This is a genomic window from Bacillus sp. CZDM1 (assembly GCF_055502545.1).
The window spans coordinates 84,633-99,300 of sequence record NZ_JBUESO010000012.1 but is presented as its reverse complement, the minus strand read 5'-3'; the positions used below and the strand labels follow the sequence as shown (position 1 = coordinate 99,300).

The 14,668-nt window shown below is 36.1% G+C and carries 5 protein-coding genes; 1 reads left to right on the top strand and 4 read right to left on the bottom strand.

Features of this window, described 5'->3' with window-relative positions; all coding sequences use genetic code 11:
• Window positions 1-91: 91 nt before the first annotated feature.
• The 3 genes from ACY3XC_RS22770 to ACY3XC_RS22760 all read right to left on the bottom strand — a co-directional run bounded on the left by ACY3XC_RS22770 (window position 92) and on the right by ACY3XC_RS22760 (window position 11,882).
• A complete protein-coding gene (locus ACY3XC_RS22770; protein ID WP_464870590.1) occupies window positions 92-3,646 on the bottom strand; it encodes a S8 family serine peptidase in 3,555 nt (1,184 codons plus the stop codon).
• Between the two features lie 593 nt (window positions 3,647-4,239).
• Complete coding sequence (locus tag ACY3XC_RS22765; protein ID WP_464870589.1) at window positions 4,240-7,779, bottom strand: S8 family serine peptidase; 3,540 nt, start codon at window positions 7,777-7,779, stop codon at window positions 4,240-4,242.
• A 551-nt stretch (window positions 7,780-8,330) separates the two neighbouring features.
• Entirely contained in the window at window positions 8,331-11,882 is a 3,552-nt protein-coding gene (locus ACY3XC_RS22760; RefSeq protein WP_464870588.1) for a S8 family serine peptidase, read from the bottom strand.
• A gap of 605 nt (window positions 11,883-12,487) precedes the next feature.
• On the opposite strand from ACY3XC_RS22760, the gene ACY3XC_RS22755 reads away from it, so the two are divergent.
• A complete protein-coding gene (locus tag ACY3XC_RS22755; protein ID WP_464870587.1) occupies window positions 12,488-13,303 on the top strand; it encodes a M15 family metallopeptidase in 816 nt (271 codons plus the stop codon).
• A 625-nt stretch (window positions 13,304-13,928) separates the two neighbouring features.
• On the opposite strand, the gene ACY3XC_RS22750 is transcribed toward ACY3XC_RS22755, so the two are convergent.
• The gene (locus tag ACY3XC_RS22750; RefSeq protein WP_464870586.1) at window positions 13,929-14,666 is read right to left on the bottom strand and encodes a M15 family metallopeptidase; all 738 of its coding nucleotides are present in this window, start codon (window positions 14,664-14,666) and stop codon (window positions 13,929-13,931) included.
• Window positions 14,667-14,668 lie beyond the last annotated feature (2 nt).

Sequence of the window (14,668 nt, the reverse complement as noted above, 5' to 3'; positions counted from 1 at the left end):
ATTAATCAGCATAATAAAAGATCAAAAAAAGCTATCCAATTCCTAAATTAAATAGGAAGGATAGCTTTTTAATTAATCTAAGTTTAATTTTTTAAGGTTGTTGTAGAACTGTTACTTGTTTGGGTGTTGTTGTTACTTTGAAACCGTCTTTTGCAACGACATCGGCCGTGATAGAATACGTACCATTTGGAAGATTTGTATTTGGTACCCATTGCGCTTGAAGTGTATGTTCATTTTTCACTTCAAACGAGTCAACAATCTGTCCGCTTGCATCTTTAACATTAATCGTCCAGTCTACTCTAGCAAAAGCCCAGGCAGAAATTTTTGCTGGTTTGGTTTGGTTAATATTTGCCGAAGGAGTTATACTGATCGTTTGAACGGCCATACTTGGTTTAATATAGCTCGTATCTCCCCAAACTTTGTACGATTGATTTCCTGCATAATCAATTGCTAGAATAACAATACTTTTTGGTTCTGTATTTGACAGTATAGATTTTACTCCAGTTGCAGGTGAATAATAATTCCCATTCACCCAAAGAACTGCCGAATTAAAGTCAGTTGCATTATCTTGCGGATCAAAGGAAACTTCATATTTTCCGTTCTTTGGCGTTACTTGAATATTTGAAACGGTCGGAGCGATGGAATCTACCGTCATTGGCATTTTAACAATCTGTGGTTTTGCGTTTTCATATTCTAATGTTGATTTGATTACATATTGGTAAATACCGTCTGGTACAAATTGACCGGAAGTGTCCTTCATATCCCATTTATATCCGCCATACATTATATCCCCATATGACATAATATTTTTTCTGAATTTCCATGGTGTTCCAGTGTATTCACTAAAATCACCTAAATTTTTAATAAGATTTCCAGATGAATCTTCAACATACATTTCAACTTTTTCTAAATTACGTAAGGCTTGGAATGACGGAAAGATTCCATCATTAATATAGTTCGGTGAGAAGGCAATATGGTTAAGAGAGAATGTATCAGTATACGGGTTATATCCCAAAGGATATCTTTCTGCACTTTCATCCCAAAGTGCCGTATATCCTACAAATGCATCTTTCTCCCATGCAGGAGCATCGATATTTCGTGGTTCATCCCACTCCCCATAGAATCCCATATAAGGAACCGTTAAAGGTACTGCCTTTTCTTGGTCTTTGGCTACTGGAACTAGACGAACAAATCCTTCTACAAAACTATTTTTCTTTAAGGAATCTGGTAATGTTACATTAACAGTAAGCATTTTTGTTTGGCCTGGTTTGATTTTTATTAATGCTCCTGTTTTATCTGTTACTGTATGATCATTTACAGTGACAGTCGCACCATTAACACGCTCGCTAGTTAATGTTAAATATTCTTTTGAGTCCAATACCCCATCACTATCTAAATCAAATTCCTTCATTTCCGTCTTATCTTTCAGTACATCAATATACACATTGTATTCAATATCTTCACTATTATTTTTACCCTTAGGAACGTCGAATGCTTCCATGTTTAATTTAAAGCTTGTATTTTGACCTATTTCCTTTAAAGCAACCGCTCCTGCTTGTTCTAAAGGCGTGTTTTGACTTGTCACAATGACAGGTGTGTTAATGGCATTTTGAATTTTCATTAACCCAGATCCTTGTACACGTGGTGAATATGGAACTTCTCCATTTGTTCTTGGATCCATGGCCACATTAGCTGTATTCATTAAAGCAAGTTTAGCCTTTAAAACGGTATCTTCTGAATGTGTTAATCCTTTTTGATAAAGTGCCTGCAATAACAATGCTGAACCGCCTGCAACATGAGGAGTTGCCATGGATGTCCCACTCATCACTTCATAATTATTTCCCGGCATAGTGGAATAAATACTTCCACCAGGAGCAGAAATCTCTGGTTTAAAATCTAATGTACTAGGTGAACCAATAGATGAAAAATGGGACATCGTGTCTTTCGCAAGGTTATCTACCCAAGTATCGCCTGTAAATTTCATGCTTAAATATTGACCACTTGGCATACTACTCATTTTATTCAATAATGCTTCACCTACAGCTTTACCTGTAGTGGCAGCTCGTGCCATATTTGGAGCTACGCTAAATTGTAAAGTAGGATAATCTGGTAAAACAGCAGCCGGTATTATAATTAATGCACTTGCTCCGGCAGCCTTAGCTGTCCTCTGAATGGATGAATGATCACTATATGCATTTAACATTTTTGCAACAGCAATGTAGTTAGTTTTACCAATAGGAAAATCAGTCGCATTCTTTCCTTCCCCTACGAATACCATTTCATAGCTAACATCTGGTGAAAGAACCTTAGAAAGTTTAAAATTATAGGATGCTGGGTATTGCGTTTGATCCTTGAAAGGGAGCGATACACCATTTCCTTCATCTAGTTTATGTACATGAAGTTTAGAATTTTCATAGGAAGCAACCGATAGAGCATATGGACTTACACCCGGTGCACCAACCGTTCCGATATCAGGATTTTCTGCATAGGGTCTTAATGAAGACGTAACGATATTATTTTTCGTACTGTAGGAAGAATTACCGGCTGCCACGACAACTAGGGTACCCTGTTCTGTTGCAACTCGGATGGCCTTTTGAATCGGATCAAATTCTTCATCTACATAGCCTGCATCTACACCTAAACTCATGTTGATAACATCTGCACCCATTGTGACGGCATGCTCAATACCTGCAATAATATCATCTTCATAAGCACCACCGCGACCATCTGCAAATACCTTCTCCGCTAATAATTGAACTCCTGGTGCAATACCTTCAACTCCACCATTCGTTTCGTCTCCACCTGCACCAATTGTACCAGCAACATGAGTACCATGCGCACTGCCTGTTGCTCCAGGTATAACATTCGTATCGTTATCTGCCCAATCATAGCCTGTTGGGACTTTATCGGAATACCAAATCTCGTTTACGTCTGTCTCTTCCATTTTTTGATTCATTTGATCTTGAGTCCATTTTTCTTTCGCTTTTGCTTCATCTGATAGTTTCATATCCTTGTGCGTATAATCAATTCCGGAATCAACGACTGCCACTACCAAGCCTTCACCTTTATAACCATATTGTTCCCAAACTTTTTGAGCTTGTACTAATTCTTTACTTGCTCCCATGGTTTCCTCGAATGTTCTAGCAACATGAACATGCGTAACACCTGGAATAGATTGGATATCCTTCAAATTTTGGAACTCTGTTTCGACACTGAATCCGTTAAACCCTTCAAAATAACGGTGTTTCACTTTAGTAGACGCATTGGATTTAGATGTTTTCGTGTTAGCGATTTGCTCGATGACTTTGTCTTGCTTTTGCTTCATTAATGATTTTTTATTTTTAGAAGTATTGTCCACATCTTTTGGTTGTTCCACTTCTACGATTAGACGAACCACATCATTGGGCTTATATGCTTTAATAGAACCTTCTTTATTTATGTCTTTAGAATATATATCCTCACTTCCAGGTTCCAGCTTGTCCCTATCAAAAAATAAATTCCGGCCTTGTTCCACTATATCTTCTAACACTTCTGACTGGGTTGAACTGTCATTCGTTTCCGCAAAAACTGTGAATGATGAAAGAAGTAAAGATGTTACAGCTGCAGTAGTCATCACCTTAAATGCCTTCAATTTACTCTTGGTCATTAATTTTGCTCCTTTTTTATTTGGTTTAAATTCTATATTTATTACATTTTACGAGATTAGTAATTTATCAAAATTACCATTACTAACCATTGCAAGTAATTAAATACAATTAGTATTGTACATACACCAAAAATCACAGTAAATCGGGGGATAAAAGCATAGTTCGATAGACTTAAATGTTAAAAGTTTCATTAAAAAGATTGTCAATTAAACAATATTAAAATAAAATTTCAAGTTATTATCGGGAAAAATATATCTAGATTTTGTCGAAATCAACATTATTAGTCGAGTACCCTATCTTAAATTGGGGGAAATAAACATAATTAATAAATTTTGTGAAAAATAAATAAATTCAATCAATTAAAATGTGTATAAAGAACTAGAAACCAATATGGTAGTTTGGACATGTATTCATTATGTAGAAATCTAATATTAATGCTGAATGGCCATTACTTTCCTTGATCCTGTGCAATAAAAAAAAGCCAACCCTTTTGCAAGGGTCAGCTTCATCTGTAGCAAATCTATATGATTCGCAATACTGAAATATAAAAAGTTATTGGGAGGAAGCAGAAGAACCGTCTCCTTGCTTTCTATTAATTCACTACCGTTACCGCTTTAGGTACGCTGGTTACTTTGAAACCGTCTTTGGTAGTGGCCTCAAACGAAATATAATACGTGCCATTTGGTAGGTCTTCAGGGGCCCATTTGGTTTGGACGGTGTGTTCATTTTTGACTTCCATCGAATCCATAATATTTCCGTTTGCATCTTTCACCGTCAACACCCAATCGACTCGGCTATACGCATAGGCAGAGATATTAGCTGGTTTGGTTGGACTCAAATTGGTATTAGGATAAACTTGGACCGTTTGAATCACCATTCCAGGATTTATATAGCTCGGATCTCCCCACGTCGTCCAAGACATATTTCCTGCATAATCCACGGCTAAAATTACAACACTTTTCGGCTCTGTCGCAGTGAGTATCGATTTTTGCCCAATGCCTGGTGTTGGTTGATGCGTTTTTCCATTCACCCAAATAACGGCAGAGTTAAAGTCACTTGCATTGTCTGTCGCATCGAATGAAATTTTGTATTTCCCGTTTTCGTCCTTTGGCGCGATTTGAACATTGGAAACCGTCGGTGAAACGGAATCGACTGTCATCGGCATTTTCACTATTTGCGGGCGTGCGTTCGGATAATCTAAGGTAGTTTTGATGACATATTGGTAGACACCGTCTGGTACAAATTGACCGGATGCGTCTTTCATATCCCATTTATATCCTTCATACCTAGTATCACCATATGACATAATATTTTTTCTGAATTTCCATGGAGTTCCCGTGTATTCACTAAAATCGCCTAACTGTTCAACGATATTTCCAGATGAATCTTCCACATACATTTCTACCTTTTCTAGATTACGTAACGCTTGAAAGGTCGAATAGATCCCTTGGTTTTGAAAGTTTGGTGAGAAGGCAATACGGTTCAAATGGAATTTACCTGTTACCGGGTCATGTCCTAATGGGAAACGTTCTGAAGCATCATCCCAAAGTGCTGTATACCCGACAAAGGCATCTTTATCCCATGCTGGAAGATCGATATTCGATAGTTCATCCCATTTCCCATAGAAGCCCATATAAGGAACCGTTAAAGGCACTGCCTTTTCTTGGTCTTTGGTTACTGGAACTAGACGAACAAATCCTTCTACGAAACTATTTTTCTTTAAGGAATCTGGTAAATTCACATTAACTGTCAGCTGTTTTGTTTGACCAGGTTTGATTTTAATTAATACTCCTGTTTTATCTGTTACTGCATTGTCATTTACAGTGACAGTCGCTCCATCAATACGTTCACTAGTTAATGTTAAATACTCTTTTGAATCCAATACGCCATCAGCATCTAAGTCAAATTCCTTCATTTCAGTCTTATCTTTTAGTACATCAACATACACATTGTATTCAATATCAGCACTATTAATTTGACCCTTAGGAACATCGAATGCTTCCACGTTTAATTTAAAGCTTGTATTTTGATCGATTTCCTTTAAAGCAACCGCTCCAGCTTGTTCTAAAGGCGTGTCTTTTCTTGTCACAATGACAGGTGTGTTAATGGCATTTTTAATTTTCATTAACCCAGACCCTTGTACACGTGGTGAATATGGAGCTTCGCCATTCGTTCTTGGATCCATGACCACATTAGATGTATTCATTAAAGCTATTTTTGCCTTTAAAACGGTATCTTCTGAATGGGTTAATCCTTTTTGATAAAGTGCCTGCAGTAGCAATGCAGAACCGCCTGCAACATGAGGAGTTGCCATTGATGTCCCACTCATCACTTCATAAGAATTTCCCGGCATAGTGGAATAAATATTTCCACCAGGAGCAGAAATCTCTGGTTTAAAATCTAATGTACTAGGTGAACCTAAACCTGAAAAATGGGACATTGTGTCTTTCGCTGGGTTATCTACCAAAGTAGCGCCTGTATTTTTCATACTTAAATATTGACCACTTGGCAGACTACTCATTTTACTTAACAATACTTCACCTACAGATTTACTTGTTGAAGCCGTTGGTACTCCAAGTCCGACTGGTAGAGTAGTATAATCTGACCATGCTGCAGGTGGTATCACAATCATAGCCTTTACTCCCGCACTCTTTGCAGTAAACCCAATGGATGCAATAGTACTATATGCATTTAATAGTTTTACTACCGCAATATAGTTAGTTTTGCCTTTAGGATAATCTGAAGCATACTTTCCTTCGTTTACGTATACCACATCGTAGCTAACATCTGGTGAAAGATTCTTAGAGACTTTAAAATTATACGATGCTGGGACTTGCGTTTGATCTCTGAAAGGGAGCGATATTCCGTCTACTCCATCTAATTTATTTACATGAAGTTTAGGATTTTCATAGGAAGCAACTGATAGAGCATATGGACTTACACCCGGTGCACCCACTGTTCCAATATCAGGATTTTCTGCATATGGTTTTAATGACGAGCCAGTGATGTTATTCTTCGTACTGTAGGCTTGATTACCTCCTGCCACGACAACTAGAGTACCCTGTTCTGTCGCCACTCGGATCGCTTTTTGAACCGGATCATATTCTTCATCTACATAGCCTGAATCAACACCTAGGCTCATGTTGATAACATCTGCACCCATTGTAACGGCATGCTCAATACCTGCAATAAGATCATCCTCCTGGGCACCTCCACCATTATCTGAAAATACCTTTTCAGCTAAAAGTTGAACACCTGGTGCAATACCTTCAACTCCACCATTCGTTTCGTCACCGTTTGCTCCAACTGTTCCTGCAACGTGTGTACCATGCGGATTACCAGTTGCTGCAGGAATAACATTTGTATCATTGTCTGCCCAATCATATCCGGATGGGACTTTATCGGAATACCAAATATCGTTTACATCAGTCTCTGCCAATTTTTGACTCATTTGATCTTGAGTCCATTTTTCTTTCGCTTTTGCATCATCCGATAGTTTCATATCTTTGTGAGAATAATCAATTCCGGAATCAACAACTGCGACTACTAAGCCTTCACCTTTATATCCGTATTGCTCCCATACTTTTTGAGCTTGTACTAATTCTTTACTTACGTCCATCGTTGCCTGGAATGTTCTAGCAACATGAACATGTGTAACGCCAGGCATGGATTGGATATCCTTTAAATTTTGGAACTCTGTTTCGATACTGAATCCGTTAAACCCTTCAAAATAACGGTGTTTCACTTTAGACGGAGTTTTTGATTTAGTGTTAGCGATTTGGTCGATAACTTTGTCCTGCTTTTGCTTCAATAATAATTTTTTATTTTTAGATGAATTGTCCACATCTGTTGGTTGTTCCACTTGTACGATTAAACGAACAACATCAGTTGGGTTATAGGCATTAATCGAACCTTCTTTATTAATGTCTTTATTATATAAATCATTACTGCTAGGATCTAACTTGTCCTGATCAAAAACTAAATTCCTTCCTTTTTCTACTATATTTTCAAACACTTCTGACGCGATTGAAGTGTCATTCGTTTCCGCAAAAGCTGTGAATGATGAAAGGAGTAAGGTAGTTACAGCTGCAGTAGTCATCACTTTTAATGGCTTAAATTTACTATTCTTCATTTACGTCTCTCCTTTTTTCTTAGGTTTTATATTTATTTCACTACAATTACGAGATTAGGAATTTAATAAAGTTATAGGATTAATAACTTTACGGTTAATGTTATCCCTAATGAGTAAATAAATATAATTCAAATTGTACATGCACCATAAAACACAGTAAATTGGGGGATTAACGCATAGTTCAAAAGTCTTATATTTATCTTTGGAATTTCATTAAAAGATTGTTAAATAAACAATATTTAAATAGAATTTCAAGTTATTATCAGGAAAAATGTTTCTGATTTTGTCGAAATCAATATTATAAGTGGAGTGTTTTCACTTGAAAATAGGGGGAAATACACATGTTTAATAGAATTTTATGATTTTATAAAATAATGAGTCGATTAAAATATGTATAAAGAACTAGATAGCAATATGGTATTTTGGAAATATATTAAATATCTAGTAAATAAATTCCATTACCGAATGTATATATGAGCTAGTCTCATTACCAAAACATATAAAGGAAAGCTAACCCTATATTAGGATTAGCTTCCATTATTTTTATTAGTTTATTGAAGAACTGTTACTTTAACTGGAGTTGTTGTCACTTTAAAACCGTCTTTTGTTACTAGGTCAGCTGAGATAAAGTAATTTCCATTTGGTAACTCCGGTTTAGGTTCCCATTTTTTATGAACTTCTTTTTCATTTTTAATTTCAAACGTATCGACTATATTTCCATTTGAATCTTTAACATTAATCGTCCAGTCCGATCTGTTTTGGGCAAAGTAATCTAACTCTGTTGGAGTGTTTTTGTTTAAATTTTTAGTCGGCCATACACTAGAATTGGAAAGGACCATCCATTCACTCATATATTGTGGACTTTGATCTCCCCAAACGGTGTAAGAGTGGTTAAAAGCGTTGTCTGCTCCAATTACTACAATACTTTTCGGTTCGTAGTTTAATTCTAACGTTGTCGCTTTTCCTGGTAGATAATAATTTCCGTTCACCCAAACCATTGCAGCTACATATCCACTTCCGTTTTCATTATCTGTGCCTTTCCAGGAAATTTCGTATTTTTCATCCTTTGGAGTTACAGTAATGTCAGTAACTTTAGGTAGTGTCGAATCTACTTTCACAGGCATTTTAACTTCCTGTGGTTTAGCACCTGGATAGTCTAATGTCGTTTTAATCACATATTGATAATTTCCATCTGGTACAAATTGTCCAGACTCATTTGTCATATCCCATTGATAGAGTTCATTGTAATAAGTATCCCCAAATGACATGATATTCTTTCTGAATTTCCATGGTGTTCCTGTATATTCACTGAAGTCACCTAAGTATTTAACGATATTACTTGATTGATCTTCAACATACATTTCTGTTTTTTGTAGATTACGTAAAGCTGTAAATGAAGAATAGATACCATTTAGATGGTAGTTTGGCGAGATGGCAATTTTGTTAAGATCAAACGTTCCAGTACTAGGATCATATCCCTTTGGATAACGTTCTGATGTGCCATCCCAAAGTGCTGTATAGCCTAAAAATGCATCTTTCTCCCATGCAGGAGGATCGATATTTAGTGGTTCATCCCAATTTCCATAGAAGCCCATATAAGGAACGGATAAAGGCACGGCTTTATCTTGGTCTTTGGTTACCGGAACGAGACGAACAAATCCTTCTACAAAACTGTTTTTCTTTAAGGAATCTGGTAAATTTACATTAACAGTAAGCAGTTTTGTTTGACCTGGTTTAATTTTAAGAAGTGCTCCTTCTGTTTCAGTAACTTTATTATCATTGACAGTGACAGTTGCTCCATTGATTCGTTCACTTTTTAAAGTTAAATACTCCTTGGAATCCAAGTCACCATCAGTGTCTAAATCATATTCTTTCATTTCAGTCTGATCCTTTAAAACATCTACAAAAACTTTGTATTCGATATCCTCACTATTATTATTTCCCTTAGGAGTTTCGAATGCTTCCACATTTAATTTAAAGCTTGTAGTTTGTCCTATTTCCTTTAATGCAACTGCTCCAGCTTGTTCTAAAGACATGTTTCGACTTGTTACAATGACAGGTGTGTTAATCGCATTTTGAATTTTCATTAAACCAGATCCTTGTAAGCGTGGTGAATATGGAACTTCACCGTTTGTTCTTGGATCCATGAGAACATTAGCTGTATTCATTAAAGCAATCTTTGCTTTTAACACCGTATCTTCTGAATGGGTTAATCCTTTTTGATAAAGTGCCTGCATTAACAATGCAGAACCGCCAGCAACATGAGGTGCTGCCATTGATGTACCGCTCATAATTTCATAATCATTTCCTGGAACAGTTGAATAAACATTTCCACCAGGAGCAGAAATCTCTGGTTTAAAATCTAATGTGCTAGGAGAACCATAGGATGAAAAACTGGACATGTTGTCTTTGTTTGCGTTATCTATCCAAGTATCCCCTGCTAATTTCATCTTGACGGTTTGACCACTTTTTAGTTTATTTACTAGTTCTTGGCCTGGAGCCTTACCTGTTGTAGCAGTTGGAATGGAATTTTGAGTTAATCTTAGATAAGGATAATCAGTCGCCATATTATCAGCTGGTATTATGATTACCGCTTTTGCTCCATACCTTTCTGCGTTAAATTGAATAGAAGAATAGAAAGAATATTCATTTAATAATTTTATTACTGCAATGTAGCCAGTTTTATTGACAGGAAAATCTGCTTTGCTTCGTCCTTCGTTTGCAAACACCATTTCATACTCTTGATTCGGATTTAAAAATCTTGAAAGTTTAAAATTATATTTTGCAGGAAACATCGTTTGGTCTTGGAAAGGAAGCTTGAAACCATCTGTATCTGCTAGAGTATTTAAATGCAATTTTGTATTTTCATAGGATGCTACCGATAAAGCATATGGACCTACACCCGGTGCACCAACTGTCCCAATATCAGGATTTTCTGCATATGGCTTTGAAGCAGAGTCAAGAAATGTATTATTTTTCGTACTATGAGCGGAATTACCAGCTGATACTATAACAAGTGTTCCACGCTCTGTCGCAACTCGAATGGCTTTTTGAGTCGGATCATCTTCTTCACTAACATAGCCTGCATCAACACCTAAACTCATGTTGATAACATCTGCACCCATTGTAACGGCATGCTCGATTCCTGCGATAATATCATCCTCATAGGCTCCGCCGCCACTATCCGAGAATACCTTTTCTGCTAATAGTTGAACACCTGGAGCAATACCAGCGACCCCGCCAGTTGCTTCGTCCCCGTTAGCTCCAACTGTTCCAGCAACGTGTGTTCCATGTGGACTACCATTTAATCCAGGAATGACATTTGTATCATTGTCTGCCCAATCATAACCTGTCGGGACTTTATCGGAATACCAAATTTCGTTTACGTCTGTTTCTGCCATTTTTTGATTCATTTTATCTTGAGTCCATTTTTCTTTCGCTTTTGCATCATTAGATAGTTTCATATCTTTGTGCGAATGATCAATCCCGGAATCTACGACCGCGACAACTAATCCTTCACCTTTATAGCCATAATGTTCCCAAACTTTCTGAGCCTGTACCAATTCTTTACTAGCTGCCATGGTTTCATGGAATGTTCTAGCAATATGTACATTCGTAACCCCTGGAATAGCCTCGATTTCTTTCATATTCTGAAACTCAGTTTCTAAACTAAATCCGTTAAAACCTTCAAAATAACGGTGTTTTACTTTAGTTTGCGAATTTACTTTAGAATTTTTCGTTTTAGAGATTTCATCAATAACTTTGTCTTGCTTTTGCTTCATTATTGACTTTTTATTTTTTGATGATTTCTCCTCATCAGTTGGTTGTTCAACTTCAACGATTAAACGAATAACATCATTTGGGTTATAGGCTTTATTCGAAGCTTCTTTATTAATGTCTTTATTATATAAATCATCATTTACAGGATCTAACTGGTTCTTATCAAAAATTAAATCCCCCCCAAGTTCCACTATATCTTCAAACACTTGAGACTCGGTTGAAGTTTCATTCGTTTCCGCAAAAGCTGTGACTGATGAAAGAAGTAAGGATGTTACAGCTGCAGTAGTCATCACTTTAAACGCCTTCAATTTACTCTTTTTCATTTACGTCTCTCCTCTATTATTTGATCTTGGCGGTTTATATTTATTTCTCTACAATTAAGTGACCAGAGACTTTATAAGTTTAATCGAATAACTTTACTTTTATCTCTAACTCTATTGATTAAAACAAATTGTACATTCACCATTAAGCACAGTAAATTGGGGGAATTGAGCATAGTCCGATAGACTTATATTTTAAAATCAACTGAAAGATTGTCATTTAAACCAAAAATAAGATAGAATTTTTAACTCCTATCTGGAAGAATATTTATTTATTTTGTCGAAATTAATATTATTAGAGGAGTGATTTTTCTTTAAATTCGGTGGAAATAAACAAAATTAATCTAATTTTATGAATTTTTAAAAAACTAGTCGATTAAAACAGGCATAAAGAACTAGATACGCCCCACTTTGACAACATACTAAGAAGAACGGTTTTCAGATTTTGAAGTGGAAATAAAAAAGGACCTCATATCCAATCTCCATCAAAGTAGTGAACATGTTTTTTTCATATGCCTCGTATAGATTCAAATTTTATTTCAAATCCTAATTTTAAATAGTTAATTTAATTGCGAAAAAACAATCCTATAGTGAAAGGCGTTGTTATTATGATCAAAAAATATATAAGCGTTGTATTGATTTTGATTTCAATAATAAGTGTTGGTGGTTGCAACAAAGATGAGGATATGTCTTCCTCTTCTAAAAATATGCAGAGTGAGACAGAAAAATCTGTAACTCCAATTGTAAATAAACCCAATTCCAACCAGCAAGGAACCGCTTCAAAAATGTCTTATATAAAGAAAGAGAAAACGCAAAATGGAAAAGTGGTGTATACGACCAAATATCCTGCATCTATAGCTGTAGTTGTAACTAAAAAAATATACCTCCCTAATGGTTATGTTCCTCAGAATTTAGTTTTTCCACAGACCTCTTTTATATTTAACGAAAAAGTAGAAAAACGTAAATTACGGAAGGAAGCGGCGGTTGCCTTAGAAAAAATGTTTGCAGCAGCAAAAAAGGATAAAGTTTATTTGAGCGGAGTATCGGGTTATCGTTCTTATGCAACGCAAACCTCAGTCTTTAATCGATATGTAAAAAGGGATGGTTACGAAAAGGCAAGAACATACAGTGCAATTCCTGGTACAAGTGAACATCAAACAGGATTGGCCATTGATGTTAGTGGAAGTAATGGGAAATGTGCTGCAGCTTCTTGCTTTGCCAATACAAAAGAAGCGAAATGGCTCGAAAAGAATAGTACAAATTTTGGTTTTATTATTCGTTACCCAAAAGGAAAAGAACATGTAACAGGCTACAAATATGAACCTTGGCACATTCGCTATGTAGGTACACCCATTGCACAAGATATGAAGAAACAAAATTTGACATTGGAAGAGTATTTCGGTATTTTCCCGATTATTAAGTAAAGCTGATTTTCACCAAGGTGAAAAACGTGAAGATTAGGCGGGGAATCTCACCTAATCTTCACGGATGAATGTTATTTGTTTGCCAGGATCTATATACAATGATTATTTTTATGTTCACTTAATTCTTAAGTTTTAATTCTGAGAAGTTAACTAGTTTTACTAAATGATTAAAATCATTTTCTTTTATTATTTCACAGTAACCACATGCATGTTGATGTAGAATAATATATTCCTCGCCTTCAAAAATTACTATCAATTGCCCCATCAATGACCACACTCCCTATGACAAATATTGTGTTATGCCTTTTATATGGTCTACTAATCTGTTGCTGTAATTGATAGTCTTAAAAAATATTAAAGACATCTAGAAATGCAATTAACAAAATTCTATTTTCACAATGATGCATCTGCAATAATTCTACAATTTTCGACATGAATAGGAAATCATGGATTTCTTACCTACATGTTAAGTATCTCTTATATTGAATACAAAACTGAGATAATCGAGGAACCAAGCATAATTTGGAACTCTTGACACCTATTCGTTACGTGTTCTTCTGCAGGTCAATAAAGGTAAACAGAACATAAAAAGCGTCAACCTCCTAAAGGAAAATGACGCTTTTTGTTACTTATTAACTGGTTCTGCATGATAAAATTCTTCCAGTGTAATTCCTTGGTTCATAATTTTAAGAGCGATCGATTTCCCAACATAACGTAGGTGCCAAGGCTCATATTGATAACCAGTAATGGCTGTTTTACCTTTCGGATATCGAATAATAAATCCGTAATCCGCAGCATTCTCCTCTAGCCAAATTGCCTCTTTTGTTCCGGCGAAGCAGTCTTCTGCAGCACACTCGCCATCTCCTCCGGTAACATCGATTGCAAGACCGGTTTCATGTTCACTCGTACCAGGTAATGCACTGTACGTTAATGCTTTCTCATACCCATCCTTACTTACATAAGAGTGAAATAATGCTGTTTGGGTTGCATGTGACCGATAAGCCGAAACACCTAAAAATGTAATACCTTGTGCTTCTGCATCAGTGAATAGTTCTTTAATCGCTCCGGCGGCAACTGCACGCATTTTTCGTTTTTCAGTTTTCACTTGGAAAACAAATGGAATATCCGCAATAATCAGCTCTGATGGGTAATAACTTTCTGGCAGTTTATGTAAGTGATTTACTAGAACAGAAATGCTCTCTGGGTTAGTGTCAACATCGATACTTTCATCATGCTGTTTTGCATGAACGGCTGTGGACGTTGTTGATACAGGTTTGATTTTTGTATCTCGATTAATATCTGTAAGTAAAGTACATAACACTGCAAATATAACGATGCAGTCCCTGACTAATAATCTATCCAATG